General features: G+C 43.7%; 14 protein-coding genes. 13 read left to right on the plus strand and 1 reads right to left on the minus strand.

The window, feature by feature from the left end:
- The first annotated feature begins 28 nt into the window (after positions 1-28).
- From cpaB to E4K68_RS12635, 6 genes are all read left to right on the plus strand, one after another.
- The gene (cpaB, locus tag E4K68_RS12610) at positions 29-781 is read left to right on the plus strand and encodes a Flp pilus assembly protein CpaB (RefSeq protein ID WP_135379288.1); all 753 of its coding nucleotides are present in this window, start codon (positions 29-31) and stop codon (positions 779-781) included.
- Positions 782-794: 13 nt separating this feature from the next.
- On the plus strand, positions 795-2,036 hold the full coding sequence (locus tag E4K68_RS12615) for a response regulator (RefSeq protein WP_135379289.1): 1,242 nt from the start codon (positions 795-797) through the stop codon (positions 2,034-2,036).
- A gap of 13 nt (positions 2,037-2,049) precedes the next feature.
- Positions 2,050-3,402, plus strand: coding sequence for a CpaF family protein (locus E4K68_RS12620; protein ID WP_135379290.1), 1,353 nt, complete (start codon positions 2,050-2,052; stop codon positions 3,400-3,402).
- Positions 3,403-3,489: 87 nt separating this feature from the next.
- A complete protein-coding gene (locus tag E4K68_RS12625; protein ID WP_135379291.1) occupies positions 3,490-4,449 on the plus strand; it encodes a type II secretion system F family protein in 960 nt (319 codons plus the stop codon).
- A gap of 75 nt (positions 4,450-4,524) precedes the next feature.
- Positions 4,525-5,421: a type II secretion system F family protein gene (locus E4K68_RS12630; protein ID WP_243450357.1), complete on the plus strand. Its 897-nt coding sequence runs from the start codon at positions 4,525-4,527 to the stop codon at positions 5,419-5,421.
- Positions 5,422-5,458: 37 nt separating this feature from the next.
- Positions 5,459-5,818 (plus strand): DUF192 domain-containing protein, encoded by a 360-nt coding sequence (locus tag E4K68_RS12635; protein WP_135379293.1) that lies wholly within the window; start codon positions 5,459-5,461, stop codon positions 5,816-5,818.
- Here the strand turns inward: E4K68_RS12635 and E4K68_RS12640 are convergent.
- Positions 5,813-7,135: a M18 family aminopeptidase gene (locus tag E4K68_RS12640; protein WP_135379294.1), complete on the minus strand. Its 1,323-nt coding sequence runs from the start codon at positions 7,133-7,135 to the stop codon at positions 5,813-5,815. The genes E4K68_RS12635 and E4K68_RS12640 overlap by 6 nt on opposite strands.
- A 209-nt stretch (positions 7,136-7,344) precedes the next feature.
- Between E4K68_RS12640 and E4K68_RS12645 the strand changes: the two genes are divergently transcribed.
- From E4K68_RS12645 to E4K68_RS12675, 7 genes are all read left to right on the plus strand, one after another.
- The gene (locus E4K68_RS12645; RefSeq protein ID WP_135379295.1) at positions 7,345-8,157 is read left to right on the plus strand and encodes a GNAT family N-acetyltransferase; all 813 of its coding nucleotides are present in this window, start codon (positions 7,345-7,347) and stop codon (positions 8,155-8,157) included.
- Positions 8,158-8,637: 480 nt separating this feature from the next.
- The gene (locus E4K68_RS12650) at positions 8,638-9,216 is read left to right on the plus strand and encodes a flavodoxin family protein (protein ID WP_135379296.1); all 579 of its coding nucleotides are present in this window, start codon (positions 8,638-8,640) and stop codon (positions 9,214-9,216) included.
- Between the two features lie 91 nt (positions 9,217-9,307).
- On the plus strand, positions 9,308-10,192 hold the full coding sequence (locus E4K68_RS12655) for a DegV family protein (protein WP_135379297.1): 885 nt from the start codon (positions 9,308-9,310) through the stop codon (positions 10,190-10,192).
- 284 nt (positions 10,193-10,476) lie between these two features.
- Positions 10,477-12,222, plus strand: coding sequence for a phospho-sugar mutase (locus E4K68_RS12660; protein ID WP_135379298.1), 1,746 nt, complete (start codon positions 10,477-10,479; stop codon positions 12,220-12,222).
- A gap of 371 nt (positions 12,223-12,593) precedes the next feature.
- Entirely contained in the window at positions 12,594-13,601 is a 1,008-nt protein-coding gene (locus E4K68_RS12665; protein ID WP_135379299.1) for a J domain-containing protein, read from the plus strand.
- Positions 13,602-13,706: 105 nt separating this feature from the next.
- A complete protein-coding gene (gene clpB / locus E4K68_RS12670; protein WP_135379300.1) occupies positions 13,707-16,304 on the plus strand; it encodes an ATP-dependent chaperone ClpB in 2,598 nt (865 codons plus the stop codon).
- A gap of 188 nt (positions 16,305-16,492) precedes the next feature.
- The gene (locus E4K68_RS12675; protein ID WP_135379301.1) at positions 16,493-16,897 is read left to right on the plus strand and encodes a hypothetical protein; all 405 of its coding nucleotides are present in this window, start codon (positions 16,493-16,495) and stop codon (positions 16,895-16,897) included.
- The last annotated feature ends 9 nt before the right edge of the window (positions 16,898-16,906 follow it).

A 16,906-nucleotide genomic window follows, 5' to 3' on the forward strand; every position in this document is an offset into this window, starting at 1 on the left:
ATAGTAACCATAATGAGGAGTGACTATCATGCAGCGTAGAGGTTTTTTTCTTCTGGCACTCGTTTGTGGGTTGATAGCGGCTGGATCAATGTATTTCTATCTTAACAATGCGAACAGAAACACATCAGTTTCGTTCAAACCTTTGGTGATCGTAAAGACGAACATTCCGGCCCGTTCGGTCATTGAGGCCAGCCAGTTGGAGGTTAAGGATGTTCCGACTCAGGGATATCCCCAGGGTGGTTTTTCTACCATTCAAAATGTCGTGGGTTCTGTGGCCCTATTAAATCTCTCAGCCGGAGATTTGCTCCTCAGTTCAATGCTTGAACGTCGGAATATTCAGAATAAAAGTAATGGCAACTCCACAGGCAGCCCAACTGCCCTCACCGTTCCGGACGGAAAAAGGGCGGTTGCGATTCCGATTGGTTTAGTCAGTGGGGTCGGTTATGCTGTAAAACCCGGAGATCACGTCGATGTTCTCGTGACGATAGACACGAAGGACTCCTCCGCAAATTCACAGGCCGTGGCTATAACGACATTGGCTGCCCAGGATGTTTTGATATTAAGCGTGGGGGAGAGTGTAAGTGGAGATAAAACAAAGGTTGATACCAAATCTTACACGTTGGCTCTGAGCGTACCACAAGCAATGGCGATAACCTACGGAAGTGAAAAAGGAAGTCTGCGTTTGATGTTGCGTAATCCTGCAAATACGGACATTCGTCAAGATACCCCGGTAAGCGGGAATGTGTTTTTGGATCCCAGTTATTTTAATCGTTATAAGTAAGGGGGTACCTACCATGAAACGCATTAGCGTGTTGATTGTTGACGATATTAGCGACACTAGGGATAGCATCCGGCGACTTCTTCAATTTGAAGACGATATGGAGGTAATAGGCGAGGCAGGATCCGGTTCCGAAGCGATACTGATGGCTGAAGAGAAACGGCCGGATATTATTTTGATGGATATCAATATGCCAGAAATGGATGGAATACGGACAACTGAGCTCATGGCCCTTCGAGTACCGGAAAGTTCCGTGATTATTATGTCGGTCCAAGGGGAGCAGGCCTATTTGCGCAGGGCCATGATGGCTGGAGCTCGGGAATATATTATTAAGCCCTTTAACGGAGGTGAATTGGCTAGTGTCATTGCCAAGGTCAGTGAAATGGATCAACGAAAAAGGGATGCTTTGGGAGAACACTCTAAGGTGTTTGTCGATTCAAAAATGCGAAATGGGCAAATCATTTCTTTCTTTAGTACTAAGGGTGGAGTAGGTAATACCACGTTAGCTACCAATCTAGCGGTCCAATTAGCAAGTTCAGGAAAATGGAGAGTTCTGCTAATTGATCTCAACCTTCAATTCGGAGATGTTGCCGTCTTTCTTAATCTTGTTCCAAAACGAACGATTGCCGACTTGACTCAGTCTGGACCAATTAAGTTTTCCGAGATTCAATCTTACTTTTTAACTCACTCTTCCGGTCTTCAGGTTTTGGCAGCTCCAACACGCCCAGAATATGCCGAACTAATCACAGCAGAACATGTAGAACAAATCCTTACAGAGGTAAAGGCTCATTTTGATTTTATAATTTGTGATAATGTCAGCCGATTTGAAGATATTAGTCTAGTAAGTTTTGATGCGGCAACTCAAATTTGGCTAGTGGTCGCAATGGATGTACCCACCCTTAAGAATGCAAAGCTAAGCCTTGAGGTTATCGAGGGGCTTCATCATACCCCCAAAGTGCACGTTGTTCTTAACCGTTCCAGTAAAGAAATGGGAATGGATCCTCATGATGTGGAAAAGAGCCTGAATGTCAAAATAAGCTATGAAATTCCGAGCGACGGGCGAGCACTTGTTGCCGCCCTCAACCGAGGGGTACCTTTTGTGATGTCCCACTCTCAAATCAAGGTATCAGAAGCAATTCGCAAGATGGCGGAAGAACTTACTTCATCAGAACCCTTTGAGACAAAGCCAGCCCCGCAAGAGCACGAGCGTCGAAGGCCAAAACCCTTAATGGAGCTAAGTAGAATTTTTGGATTTTAAGGAGGCATGAATAGTGTCTTTGCTTAAACGTTTAGAAAAGGAAAAGATTCTTCAATCCGAAGAGCCAACGAACGAGTCCAGAACAATTCGTTCCACTTCACAAATTGACCCCTGGCGTGAATTTAAAAGCACCGTACATCATGAAGTCATCCAAGCTTTGGATAAGATTAACACCCAGGACCTCACTTCCGAGACACTGCATCCGCTTGTTGAACACACGCTTGACGCGAGGGCAGATGCCTTGGGGTTAACCCCTCCACGGATGGAACGACAGCGCCTAGTGAAAGAGGTTATAGACGAGATCTTAGGGTTTGGGCCGATTGAATCGTTGCTACAAGATCCTACTGTAAATGAAATCATGGTTAATGGACCACGCCAAGTGTATGTTGAACGAAAGGGCAAACTTGAACCAGCCGGGGTAACGTTTTACGATGATGCTCACGTCTTGCATATTATTGAAAAAATCGTTGCTCCTTTAGGGCGGCGTATTGATGAGAGTCAGCCAATGGTTGATGCCCGTTTACCAGACGGTTCTCGGGTTAATGCGATTATCCCACCTTTGGCTTTAAATGGACCGATTCTTACCATTCGTAAGTTTTCTAAAATCCCGTTTGGAATTAGCAATCTGGTCAATTTTGGAACATTAACAATTGAAATGGGAGAATTCACAAATGCCTGTGTCAAAGCACGTTTGAATATTATTGTCTCAGGGGGGACCGGTTCCGGAAAAACTACAACACTTGGGGTGATCTCTGCTTTCATTCCAGAGGATGAACGTATTATTACTATTGAAGATGCCGCTGAACTCCAGCTACGTCAAACTCATGTCGTCACCTTGGAAACTCGTCCAGCAAATATCGAAGGCAAAGGAGCAGTTAATATACGCGACCTTGTGCGCAATGCTTTACGGATGAGACCAGAACGCATTATTGTGGGCGAAGTCCGAAGCGGAGAAGCCCTTGATATGTTACAAGCTATGAATACCGGTCACGATGGCTCCCTGACCACCGGTCACGCCAATACTCCCCGTGATATGCTTTCTCGTCTGGAAACAATGGTTCTCATGGCCGGGATGGATTTGCCTGTCCGGGCAATCCGTGAGCAAATTTCCAGTGCCCTGGACGTTATTATACAGCAGAGCCGTTTGCGGGACGGAAGCCGTAAAATAACTCATATTACAGAAGTCCTTGGGATGGAGGGGGATGTGATCGTGCTTCAAGACATTTTTCGTTTCGAGCAGACAGGAATTGATAAACAAGGTAAGGTCCAAGGCCATTTTAGGGCGACCGGAATTCGACCTCATTTTATTGATAAACTGATTGCTGCAGGGCAGATACTCCCAGAAGATCTATTTTTAAATAATTAGTTTTCTTCATACCTATGGTGACAGCTTTCACTAAGGATTGGCGCTAGCCATGTTTTCGTAATAATCTCGGATGTAAGGAGGAACCGTATGGTTAAGGGGATGGCTCAAACAGTCATACTCATTCCGGCAGTCACCACATTTTTAACGGTTTACCTCGGAATCCTTGCCCTTACACGCCATGAAGAGACACTTGAAGCTAAACTTCGACGGTTTACGGCGTTAAGGGCTCCGTCTAACCCGGGAACAAGTAAAAGAGATATAAGACACTTGCTCACACTTTTAGGTCGTATCGCACCACGTCATTGGTGCGAGGGTTTGGACCTCGAATTGATCCGTGGAAATATTCCACTCAAAGGCGGAGAATTTTTGGTTCTCCAAGCTTTTTTAACCGTTCTCTTTTTCCTCATTGGCATTATGCTCACGCAAAAAATTTACCTGGGAATTCTTTTTGCCGTAGGTGGAGGGATACTTCCTAGGTTATGGTTAAAATCTGCCCAGAAAAGGAAACGCAGCCAATTTAACAATCAGCTGGCAGACGCTTTGCTGGTTTTGGCCAATTCTCTGCGGGCGGGATTTAGCCTTTTACAAGCCATGGAAATGGTCAGTCAGGAAATGCCTAATCCTATTTCAGGGGAATTTCATCTTGCTTTGCGTGAAATGACGTACGGAACCGCTACGGAAATAGCCTTGATCCATTTATCTGAACGAGTCGGTAGTGATGTCTTAGACCTGCTCGTAACAGCCATGCTGATTCAGCGTCAGGCTGGAGGGAATTTGGCAGAAGTACTCCTGAATATTCATGCGACGATCCAGGATCGCCTTCGCATCCAGCAAGAAATTAAAACACTCACCGCCCAAGGCCGGATGTCCGGATATATTATCGCCGCCCTTCCATTTGGAATAGCAGCTGTTTTGAGTGTGATCAATCCGAGCTATCTTTCCATACTATTCAGTCATCCTATCGGGTGGGCAATGATTGCCGCCGGTCTTATCTCCCAATTCATCGGCTTTATAATCATCCGAAAGATCATTACGATCGAGGTCTAAAGAAGATCATCTTAACCCCAATCTGGGCGAACTAGGAACAAAGGAGTGAGCCCCTTGCTATTAGCCATTATTCTATTGAGCATAGTTGGTGCCGTCTGTTTTACGCTGATCGGGATTTTTTCTACTAAGCAAGAAAGTAAGGCGCAAGAACGGATTTCGCGGGCCTTGGGACAGGGAGAAATGACGGTCGATGAAGATATCCGCCCGCTACGCGAGCGGATGTTACGTCCGTTGCTCCATCAATTTGCCCATCTCACAACACGGTGGGCTCCTAAAGGACAACGAGAACAAACGACAGTGAAGCTTAGTGCTGCCGGATTATCGGGTAAATGGGAAGACGCGGAATGGAAAGGGTTACAATACGCTCTAAGCGTGCTACTTTCACTTGTGTTTTTGGGAATATTTTCGTTGATAAATGCCGGATTTCTAACGCGGATAGAAATGGGGATCATCGGCTTCCTTATTGGCTACATGTTTCCTAATTCCTGGTTGAAGGCGAAAGCTAAGCAACGGCAAATGGAAATCCAGCGCACGTTGCCTGATGTTCTCGATCTCTTAACCGTCAGTGTAGAAGCAGGGCTCGGGTTTGATGCTGCCTTACTCAAAGTTGTGGAGAAGCAAAAAGGTGTTCTAGCGGAAGAATTTTTGAGGATGTTGCAGGAAATTAAAATGGGTCGTCCGCGTCGGGAAGCTTTACGAGACTTAGCGAGGCGCAACAAGCCCGCTGAAGACTTCAGCAATGTTATAGCTTCACTCGTACAAGCCGACCAACTGGGGATATCTATTGGTAGCGTTTTGCGAAATCAAGCTATACAGATTAGGCAGAAACAACGGCAACGCGCAGAGGAAAAGGCCCAAAAAGCCCCTGTGAAAATGATGATTCCTTTAGTATTTTTTGTCTTTCCCAGTATATTCATCATTGTTCTTGGACCGGCAATTATTCATATTATGGAGATGTTTAAGCAGAAATAATCGTTGGGTTTTCTGAAAAGGAAAGGAAGAAACATTAATGAGATCTGGACAATTTCGCAATCTTAGGACAGGTGAAATCGTAGGGGAATGGGTATGGAAAACGGATTCGTTCTGGACTCGATTCCGTGGACTGTTGGGAAGGCCTCGTATAGCACTAGGAGAGGGGCTTTGGCTTAAACCTTGTCAACAAGTTCATATGATAGGTATGCACTATCCACTTTCAGTGTGGTTTTTGGACAAAACGGGCCATGTTTGTGCACTAATAGATGAATTACACCCCTGGAGAATTTCTCCTTTTATCCGGGAGGCGACCAGTATCATCGAGTTTCCTGTGAGATGGGGGAAAGCTACTAATACTCAACTCGGTGACAAATTGGAGTGGGAAGAAAATTTATAGTGTTTCATAGAATTGAGAGAAGACATTTGCGATAGCCAAGTGGTCTTTGACCCCTCCAAGCTCGCGTATGGAATGCATGGCTAAGACGGGGTTCCCAATGTCTACAGAACGAATATCAAGATGAGTGCTAGATATCGGACCGATGGTCGATCCTCCTCGTTCATCTGATCGATTGATGAATTTCTGAACTGGAACACATGCTTGCTGACAGAGGGCCACGAAAACAGACGCAGATTCTGCGTCTGACGTATAGCTTTGGTTTGCACTGATTTTAATCACAGGTCCCCCATTGAGGATTGGTCGAATAACAGGATCATGCTTTTCGACGGCGTTTGGGTGAAGAGCATGCGCCATATCAGCTGATATGAGGAAAGAATGCGCCAAGGCCCGAAAATAGCATTCTCGATCCTTTTTTTGCGCCAGCAGGATTCGTTCTAGAACATGGGCCAGTAATGGAGAAGCTGCTCCTTGCTTAGAAGTACTTCCGCATTCTTCATGATCGAAACAGGCCAGGACCTGCGTCATTAAAGCAGGATTTGCATTAGATAGGGCCCAAGCACCTGCATGAATCATAGCCAAATCATCGAGTCGTCCACTTGAAATAAATTCTTGCTGAAGCCCGACAAAACAGCCTTTTTCACAGTCATGAAGGAAGAGGTCAAAGTCTAAGATATCCTCAGGAAGACACTGCACGGTTTCGGCAAGGTGCTGAATCATGGCCCCTTCATTTTGTAAACTCTCCGTAATTTGTGTCCATAATGGTAGCATGTCCTTTTGTTTATTCAATTCGATTCCTTCATTGATCTTGCGGTTCATATGAATCGCAAGATTTGGTATCACAAGTAACGGACGTTCACTTCGAATGAGTTTAGTTATAGGAGAGAAAGGAGAGTCCCCACGTAGGATAATCCGACCTGCCAAAGAAAGTGGCCGGTCCAACCAAGTATTCAAAATCGGACCTCCATACGTTTCGACATTCAATTTTAAATAACCCCCTTCTACCTGGATTTCAGGTGAAGATTTAAGTCGGAAACAAGGACTGTCTGTGTGCGTTCCTATGAGGTGAAACCCATACTCTTCTGGTGAACCCTGTCCGACTATAAAAGCAATCAAGGCCGAATTATTTAGTGTAACAAAATATTTTCCCCCAGGAGTTAGCGACCATTTCTCATCTAAGGTCAACTCGCGAAATCCTTGAGGAGCGAACATTTTCTTTATGTTCTCGACTACATGGAAGGAAGATGGGCTTTCTTCAATAAAATCAAGCAGTTCTTGAGCAAACTGCCGTTCCGTATTACTAATACAAGAAGTTTTCATATTTTTACCACCTTTCAAGAAAAAATGTTTTCCGATTTGCCTTCTTTAATGGAGTGAAATAATACTTATTCGCCCCGCAAAACGTCTTTCCTTTAAAACATAGGGAAACCCTTTAAATAGTTAGCAGGAAATTAGCTCTACATAATCGAAAGATTCATGAGAGCTAAGAAATTAAAACTATTGAGGAGAATAAAGTGGAGTTACTAACCATGAGAAATATTAGTGTGACAACTCTTAAATCGATTAATTTAGTCGATTTAACGAAGATTTGGAACCGTTGTTGGCGCGGGTACTACTGTGATATGTCGTACAAACCTGAGTACATGAAACTCTGGCTTGACCTAAGCCAAGTTTCCTTGCAGCATTCAATTGCTATTATTTTCAAAGAGCAAGTCATTGGGTTTGCTTTGCTATCAATTGAAGGGGCTGATGGCTGGATCGCTGGGACATGTATCGATCCTGATTACCGACGTAAAGGGATATTTGCTCCACTATTACATACCCAACTTGATTTGGCTAATCGCATCGGTCTAAAACGAATTTACCTAGAGGTTTTAGAGCAAAATCATGCGCGTATAGTCTATCAGTCAGTTGGTTTTATTCAAGTGCGCCAACTCGGTGTATATCGTTCACAAACTCGGTTTCTTTCTAATCGTATTGAGGCTCGTCCACTTAGATCGATTTCCTTGAAGCAATACTTTGAAATCCGGCGCCGTGCCTTTTTTAATCCTTCATGGCAAAGAAGAGAGGGATATCTACGACGGTATAGACAATCTTTAGCCTTTGTGAACTCGGCAGGGACCGCTGGTGCTCTCTTTGCCGGTGAGAAAAATGCCCCATTAATTGATGTTTGGAGTGGTACCGCAGCTGGGGCTGAAGAGGTGGTTAACAAACTATTACTGCACACAGGCGAAGCCTGGTCCTTGACAAATCAACCCGAAGATTGGATTGCCGCTTTGCTCAGATCGAATGGAATTAATCCGAGTGTAAAACAGTTCGAAATGTGTTGTGAGCTGACATAAATTGCTGGCACGTGCATAGGTTATTAAAGTCCGGTGTTTTACGTAAATAACGGGTCGGTTTTCGTCAAAACATTCGTAAACCCCAAAATTCTAACTAATTCTCAAATGAACTTGACATTTATTCAAAAAAGTATATACTTGTTTGGTTAGACAAAATTTAATTGAAAGGAAGAAATCTATATGACGCAAAAAGAACAATTAATGATTAATGCGATTTTGGAATCGGTTGGACTAGAATCAATTAAGTCCACACAGACTCAAAGGCAAGCTCATGAAGAAGGATAAGTAGTTACAGAAAGGGTGCGGTATTTTGACCCAGATCCTAATCCTATATTGTAATCTAATTAGCTTTAATCCATGCGGAAAAAGTCAAATCTAAAAGCGAGTTTCTTAAATCTTTAAGAAGCTCGCTTTTGTACTTGGCTAGGATATTCTTTATGTGTGAAAAAAAAACTATAGCTGAAATGGAGTCGAAGAATAATGGCATTATCTGTGCTTGGAATTGCTTGCAGCCCACGTCGTAACGGGAACACAACCTCATTACTTTTAGAGGGAATGAAAACAGCCGAAATTGAGGGTCATATTACAGAGATGCTTTATCTATCGGATTTTAAAATAACCCCCTGTCAAGGATGTGGTGCATGTTCTGCCAATGGGGTATGCGTAATTAACGATGATGTCCCCAAGCTTCAAGAAAGATTGATTCATGCTGATCGTCTGATCCTCGCTGCTCCAATCTTTTTTATGGGCTTGAATGCCCAAACCAAAATTTTGATCGACCGGATGCAACCTTTTTGGGCACTCAAATACCTCCATCATCAGTCGCTTGCCAACCCAGCAGGACCCGATCGTATCGGACTATTTCTTTCGACTGCAGGTACACAAAAAAAGGACTTGTTTAAATGTGCTGAACGATCCATTCAAACCTTCTTTCATATGTTAGATATTAAATACGCCCAACCCTGCCTTTACGGTGGAATTGATCTAGCTGGAGAAATTATTGAACATTCTACAGCTTTTGATGATGTGCGCAAAGCTACACAAAGGTTGATATCCTAACCTGCAAAACTTGCAAGTTCAATTTGTCGGATATTATGATATACTGAATAATATATTCAGAATTATTGTATGATGGAAAGGAACTAGCTTCATGCAAGAAACTCCATTGCCGACGAATGTCCCTAAAATAGCGATCGTAACAGACAGTACGAGTGACTTGGATCCAGAAATGATTAAAGAGTTTGGGATCGAACTCCTTCCTTTGCACGTGGTCTACAGAGATCGAGAATATCTGGACCGGGTAAATATCAGTCCAGATGAGGTTTATGACAATATGGAAATTGAGGTCCCTACGACATCTTTGCCTTCTCCTGCAGAAATAGCCAATTTGTTTAGCCGGTTAAAAGACGCGCATGTGACACACGTTCTTTCAATGCATATATCGAGTGGTTTAAGTGGAACCTATGAAACTGTATGCCAGGTAGCTCAGGAGTACAAAGAGATGCTCATAGAAGTGTTAGATTCGAAATCACTTTCTATGGGGTTAGGTTTTCCGGTTCTCGAAGCAGCACGCGAACTCAGGCGTTCGATGAATTTTCAAGTTGCAGTTGATGTTGCAAAAAATGTTTCGCGACAAACTAAGATGTTTTTTGTGCTTTCCACATTAGAATATCTAAAACGAGGCGGACGTATCGGATACGTTTCAGGGACTATTGGTGAACTCTTGAATATAAAACCGATTATTACTGTGAATTCTGAAGGAAAATACATTACCCATGCAAAAGTTCGTGGCAGAGATCAATCGCTAAAAAAGTTATCTGAAATTTTAGCAGAATGTACTCAGGGCGCAGATTATAATGTCGCTGTTGTCCATGGCGGTGCTGAGAAAGAAGCTCGAAATTTATGGGAAAAAGCGCGCCAAATCCCCAATGTCAAGGAATTACAATTCAATCAGATTAGTCCAGTCATGGGAGTTCATACTGGCCCAGGACTTGTGGGAATAATAATCTCTACGGTTATTGAACCTCAGTTTTAGACTGAGGTTTTTTGTATATCAAGCCTGTTATTTAAACACCGACTTTAGCTCAAACAGTCTGAAAAACTCCATGAATCTGATTGTTCTTACAGGTGAGAATATGCTATACTATGTTTCGTAGGAAATATTATCCATTTCCGTATGTTTCAACGGAACATCAGTCATTGGACGGTTATTACTGAGATATATTAAGTAATATTGGTTTAAAACTTGGAGAAGGGTACAAGAAATTTTACGAAAGGAAAAGGTTAGGTTTGTCCAAGTTTTCTTAACTCGGGATGTTAATGAAGAGTATTCAAGATCGCTACCGCTTATGGTCAGAAAACCTTTACTTTGACGAAGAAACACGGCAGGAGCTTGGTCTGATAACTGATACTCAAGAAATTGAGGACCGCTTCTACATGGATTTAGAATTTGGTACGGGTGGTTTAAGAGGGATCATAGCAGCAGGTACAAACCGTATGAACAAGTACGTCATACGGAAAGTAACCCAGGGGTTAGCAGAGTGTGTTTGTGATCACGGGACTGAAGGGATGCAGCGAGGAGTTGTTATTGCCTATGATTCTCGAAGGTACTCACCCGAATTCGCTCTTGAAGCAGCTCTTGTACTTGCACAAAACGGAGTAAAGGCTTATCTCTTTGATGGACTTCGCCCTACACCAGAGCTTTCTTTTGCTGTCCGTCATTTGCATGCTTTGGCTGGTATTGTGGTGACCGCTAGCCATAACCCCAAGACCTATAATGGTTACAAGGTGTATTGGGATGACGGTGGCCAGGTACCTCCTGCAAAAGCAGACCAAATACTTGCTCGTATTGAAGCGCGCGAAAACTGGTTGGGTATCGAACCAATGTCAATAGAAGCAGCTAAGACGAGTGGGCTACTCGAAATTATCGGTGAAGAAATCGATCGACCTTACCTTGCTCTCGTCCGAGAACTCGCGTTGAATCCAGGCCTCGATGCACAAAAAGGAGAGAACCTCCGTATCGTTTACACTCCTTTACACGGAGCAGGAAACATTCTCGTCCGTCGGGCTTTATCAGAACTTGGCTTCTCTTCGGTCACTATTGTTCCTGAGCAAGAACTTCCCGATTCAGACTTCACGACCGTCCCATATCCCAATCCGGAAATTCCTGAAACATTTGAACTAGCCCGCAAATATGGGGTTAAGATAAATGCTGACCTTCTCTTAGCAACTGATCCAGATGCAGATCGTTTGGGCGTGGTTTTGCGCGCTTCTAACGGAGACTTTGAGCAGCTTACCGGTAATCAAATTGGTGTACTGTTAACTTTCTATATACTGTCTCGAAAAAAGGCATTAGGAACTCTTCCTGAAAACGCAACGATCATTAAAACAATAGCCTCAACAGATTTGGCTGATGAGGTTGCTAATTACTTTAATGTCCGCGTCGAAAACGTGTTGACTGGATTTAAGTTCATTGCCGAAAAGGAAAAGGAAATGGAAGAGAACGGCTGGGGGACTTTCCAGTTCGGGTTTGAAGAGAGTTACGGATATCTCGCCGGTGATTTTGTCCGAGATAAAGACGGAATTATTGCCTCAGTCCTCTTGGCAGAAGCGGCTCTCTATTATCAACAGGTGGAAGGAAGTAACCTTTTTGATATTCTGGAGGGCATCTATAAAAGATTTGGATATTACCTTGATGCACAAGAGTCTCTAGCGTTGGAAGGCATGAAAGGTAAAGAGGAGATGGCACGGATTATGGATACTCTTCGTCAGGAAGAGATCCTTGAATTGGGTGGCATTCTCATTGAGAAATTCGACGATTATGAACATCGAATTGGTAAGAATCTTGGGTCAGGACAAACATACCCCCTCAAACTTCCCCGTTCAAATGTTTTGAGGTTTTCCTTCAACGGTGGGGGATTCGTTATGGTACGCCCCTCTGGAACAGAGCCTAAGATTAAATTCTATTTCTCGGTAAAAGGAGACACTCTTCTAGAAGCAGAGGATACCCTTCGGAAGGTTAAAACCGATGTTATGCATCGAATTACGCAAATACGATCCTCTTGATACGGTATTTCATCTACCGAGAAATTGATGATATTGTCAAGTATTAGTCACTTTCTGCTTATCCAAACTATTTTCATATAAAGTTGGAATATGAGTAAGAAGCAATTTGATAGATTATCAAACTGATAATCGGGTAAGGAATTCATAGAATTTCTTACCCGATATTTATTACTATATGACACTAATTATTAGTTAAAAAATAGTCAAAAATATATCTGACCATTATTGACCTTTATAATAAAAGAGGCTATAATTTAATTGTAAAGAAGAATAATATTCTAATATATACCATACAAACTTAAACAATAACCACAAACAGAAACTAAACAAGGATAACCATTGCCGAAACTAATAGTATATGAGGTGAGAGAATGGATTTTAAAGATTATTATGTAAATCTGGGTGTTTCGCCAGATGCAGATGAAAAGACAATAAAGAAAGCCTATCAAAAATTAGTTAAAAAATATCACCCAGATGTCAATCCGGGGGACAAAGCTGCTGAAGCTAAGTTCAAGGAAGCCACAGAAGCTTATCAAGCGATCAGCGATCCCGAGAAACGACATAAATACGATGAACTGCGGCAAGATTATCAACAATGGCAGACACGTGGAGGACGTGGAGATTTTGATTGGGGTCGTTGGCAATCGAATCCTGGAGGAGGGGGCGGTGGCAGGCAGACCCATACAATGTCTCCAGAAGATTTTGCAGAAATGTTCGGTGGCTCAGGAAGAACGGGAGGATTTAACGGGTCGGGTGGAGACGGGTACTCTGACTTTTTCTCGACCCTTTTTGGAGGGGGTGGAGGGCAAGGTCGCGGATTTGCGGGAGGATTTGCCGAGGGACGCCCCCGCGCCGGCCAGGATCTTGAAGTTGAAGTCCAAGTGACCCTAGAAGAAACTCACCGTGGAACAACACGCGTTATCCATACTGGTGATAAAAAAATAGAAGCCAAAATACCGAAGGGAGTGCGGACTGGTTCAAGAGTACGCTTAACAGGCCAAGGGAGTCCGGGAATTTCGGGCGGGCCGGTGGGGAATCTCTATTTAAACATAACGGTAAGCCCGCATACTCGTTTTGATCGAGATGGAGATAACTTAAGGGCAGATCAGCCGATTGACTTCTATCGGGCGGTTTTGGGAGGAGAGGTCAGTATTCAAACCTTTGACGGGGAAGTCCTTCTCAAAATTCCACCCCTCTCTCAAAGTGGGAAGAAATTCCGCTTAAAAGGAAAAGGTTTGCCAAATTTAGAACAGCCGAACCAATATGGAGACCTTTTGGTAGAATTATCGATCGTTCTACCAGAAGACATTAGGGAGCCAGAAATTACAGCTCTTCGAGATTTAGCTGATAAACGCAAAGCCACAGTGAAGAATATTTAAACTATAGGTTATATTTCTTGAATTCATTAAAGTTCCTTCCATACGCAATGCGGAATGCATTTGAACACCCCGACTAAACCTATCTCGAAAAGGAGTGAGCGAATTATGTCTTTTGATACCAACCGTTTTACTCAGAAATCCCAGGAAGCAATTACAGACGCCCAAACCAAGGCGGAACGCAACACAAATAGCCAGGTGGAGCCAGAACATCTGTTGCTCGCCCTTCTAGAGCAAGGCGATGGTGTTGTGCCTCAAGTACTAACTAAATTAGACATAGCAGTTGGCGTACTCATCCAAACCACCCGGCAGGAGATTAATCGCTTTCCCCGCATTAGCGGTGGCAACGTACAAATTAGCATTTCTCCTCGTTTGCGGACTGTGTTAGTGGCGGCCCATGATGAAATGATCCCGTTTGGGGATGAATATGTTAGCACAGAGCATTTATTACTTGCTATTTTCGGAAAATCCGGGGGATCTTCCGAACAAATTCTAAAACAAGCGGGGCTGACCCGCGAAAAATTGCTACAGGCCTTGCGTGAAATCAGAGGAACCCAACGAGTTACAAGCCCTCATCCTGAAGGCACTTATGCTGCCCTTGAACAATATGGGCTAAATCTAGTGGAACAAGCGAGGCGCGGACGTCTTGATCCAGTCATTGGTCGTGACGTGGAGATCCGTAGAGTCATTCAGACACTTTCCAGACGTACGAAGAATAACCCCGTTTTGATCGGGGAGCCAGGAGTGGGTAAAACCGCAATCGTCGAAGGATTAGCTCAACGGATTGTCCGCGGAGATGTTCCTGAAGCAATTAGGGGAAAACAAGTTATTTCCCTGGATATGGGAACCTTAATCGCAGGAGCTAAGTATCGAGGAGAGTTTGAAGAACGCCTAAAAGCGGTGCTCAAAGAAATCCAAGATCGTGACGATGTGATTTTATTTATTGACGAATTGCATACGGTTGTGGGAGCGGGGGCTGCTGAAGGAGCAATGGATGCTAGCAATATGTTAAAACCCATGTTGGCCCGTGGAGAACTCAGTATGCTTGGAGCGACAACATTAGCGGAGTATCGCAAACACATTGAGAAAGATGCTGCACTGGAACGGCGCTTTCAACCGATCATGGTGGAGGCTCCTAGTGTGGAGGATACCATCTCTATCTTGCGTGGTCTCAAGGAGCGCTATGAAACGCACCATGGTGTACGAATTACAGACGGAGCAATCATTGCATCAGCAGTGCTCTCAGATCGTTATATCAGTGATCGTTTTCTCCCCGACAAGGCTATTGATCTTATTGATGAAGCGGGAGCACGTATGCGTATGGAAATTACGAGCGATCCTTACGAATTAGATCAAATTAAACGTCGGATGATGCAATTGGAAATTGAACGAGAGGCTTTAAAAAAAGAAAAAGATGAAGCCAGCAAGGAACGCTTATCAAAAATCGAAGAAGAGTTAGCCAACCTCAAAGAAGAACGTTTTGGGCTGGAAGCTCAATTGCAAGGTGAACGCGAAACTCTTGCCCGAATTCAACAACTCAAAGAGGAAGTCGACCGCTCACGTAACCTCATGGAGCAAGCCCAACAGCAGTTGGATTATAATAAGGCGGCAGAACTTCAGTATGGCATAATCCCGACTCTAGAAAAAGAACTTCAAACCACGGAACAAAAACTGCTTGAAAAGAAAACTACATTGTTAAAGCAAGAAGTGGTAGAGCAAGATATCGCTGAAATTGTGGCAACGTGGACCCATGTTCCCGTCTCTAAACTCATGGAGAGTGAAATGGAAAAGCTCGTCAAAATGGAAGAAAGGATACATGAACGTGTAATCGGTCAAGAAGAAGCCGTTCGTGCCGTTGCTGATGCTGTACGACGAGCTCGTGCGGGGTTACAGGATCCAAATCGGCCCTTGGGTTCCTTCCTCTTTTTGGGGCCGACAGGCGTTGGGAAAACTGAACTGTCAAGGGCATTGGCTGAATTTCTTTTTGATGACGAACAGGCTATGGTTCGAATTGATATGTCAGAGTATATGGAAAAACATACCGTGGCACGCCTAATTGGAGCCCCTCCAGGGTATGTAGGATATGAGGAAGGCGGGCAACTCACTGAAGCCGTACGTCGTAAACCGTATAGTGTAATCCTCTTCGATGAAATAGAGAAAGCACATAGTGATGTCACGAATGTGCTCTTGCAGCTCCTCGACGACGGACGGTTAACAGATGGGCAAGGGCGAATGGTAAACTTTAAAAACACGGTTGTCATTTTGACTAGTAATATTGCTAGCCCCGCTATTCAGGACCTCGCTCGAAGTAACTCACCTCAAGAAGAAGTTCGTTCTATTATAAATGAGGAACTTAGACACCACTTTCGGCCGGAATTTCTAAACCGATTAGATGAAGTCATTGTCTTCCATCCTCTAGGTCGCGAGCATATCGGAAGAATCGTAGAAATTCAACTTGGACTGTTACGTAAACGCTTAAGTGAACGAAAGCTCACGCTAGTATTGACTGATCAAGCCCGTCGACAACTTGCTAATGAGGGGTATGACCCTGTTTATGGGGCAAGACCTCTCAAACGGGTGATCCAACAACGTCTGCAAAATCCTTTTGCACTTAAACTTCTGCAAGGTGAATTTATGGAAGGGCAACAGATCCAGGTAGATGTAGATGAATTAGGAACTTTTACGTTCTTAAATAATAAGAATTAAGAGTGCCAAGTTAACCCATTAATAAATAATTTAAACAGGAAAGAGATTGAAAAAGAGCCGGGGAAAGGCCCCCGACTCTCTTTTTGTATGCTTTAACGAACGTTGAGTTTTATAAAACTTCCTTATCGTCACAACTGAATGTATAATGTACTCACATAATCTTAAATCATAGTAGGGGGAAAAATTAAGTGTCCGATAAAAAACCGATCTATTTCCCTGTTTGGCAACAACAAAAAGGGGAAGGACGTTGTCAAATTTCCTTAACACTTATGGACACCAGCAACGGCATTCAAGGCCTTTTGATAGGCGGTGAGAAGCCGCATATTGGTGGGGTAGTTCTGGCCCTCCCACGCCCAAGCCTTCGTGGCGATGGGTGGAGCACCGATGTCTACATAATGCCAGTTCCGGGGCATAAAGATGTTGATGTAGCCCGAACGGTTGCTGAAACGCTGGCTCGAGAACTTCGATTTCCAGTGGCTATAACAGCTGGAATTCACTCTGAACAACTTTGTCCAGAGGAATTAAAAGAAATCATTAGTCATTGCAATACTCTAACTCAAACAGCCCTGGCCTCCTTGAATTCAAAGAATTGAGGTGAAACA

The sequence above is a fragment of the Desulfosporosinus sp. Sb-LF genome, assembly GCF_004766055.1.
In the GTDB taxonomy this organism is placed as follows: Bacteria; Bacillota; Desulfitobacteriia; order Desulfitobacteriales; family Desulfitobacteriaceae; genus Desulfosporosinus.

Bases quoted from the DNA above. Each gene is read 5' to 3' on its own strand.
- cpaB (WP_135379288.1), top strand. From the start codon at position 29: ATGCAGCGTAGAGGTTTTTTTCTTCTGGCACTCGTTTGTGGGTTGATA.
- E4K68_RS12615 (WP_135379289.1), top strand. From the start codon at position 795: ATGAAACGCATTAGCGTGTTGATTGTTGACGATATTAGCGACACTAGG.
- E4K68_RS12625 (WP_135379291.1), top strand. From the start codon at position 3,490: ATGGTTAAGGGGATGGCTCAAACAGTCATACTCATTCCGGCAGTCACC.
- E4K68_RS12635 (WP_135379293.1), top strand. From the start codon at position 5,459: ATGAGATCTGGACAATTTCGCAATCTTAGGACAGGTGAAATCGTAGGG.
- E4K68_RS12640 (WP_135379294.1), bottom strand. From the start codon at position 7,135: ATGAAAACTTCTTGTATTAGTAATACGGAACGGCAGTTTGCTCAAGAA.
- E4K68_RS12645 (WP_135379295.1), top strand. From the start codon at position 7,345: ATGAGAAATATTAGTGTGACAACTCTTAAATCGATTAATTTAGTCGAT.
- E4K68_RS12650 (WP_135379296.1), top strand. From the start codon at position 8,638: ATGGCATTATCTGTGCTTGGAATTGCTTGCAGCCCACGTCGTAACGGG.
- E4K68_RS12655 (WP_135379297.1), top strand. From the start codon at position 9,308: ATGCAAGAAACTCCATTGCCGACGAATGTCCCTAAAATAGCGATCGTA.
- E4K68_RS12660 (WP_135379298.1), top strand. From the start codon at position 10,477: ATGAAGAGTATTCAAGATCGCTACCGCTTATGGTCAGAAAACCTTTAC.
- E4K68_RS12665 (WP_135379299.1), top strand. From the start codon at position 12,594: ATGGATTTTAAAGATTATTATGTAAATCTGGGTGTTTCGCCAGATGCA.
- clpB (WP_135379300.1), top strand. From the start codon at position 13,707: ATGTCTTTTGATACCAACCGTTTTACTCAGAAATCCCAGGAAGCAATT.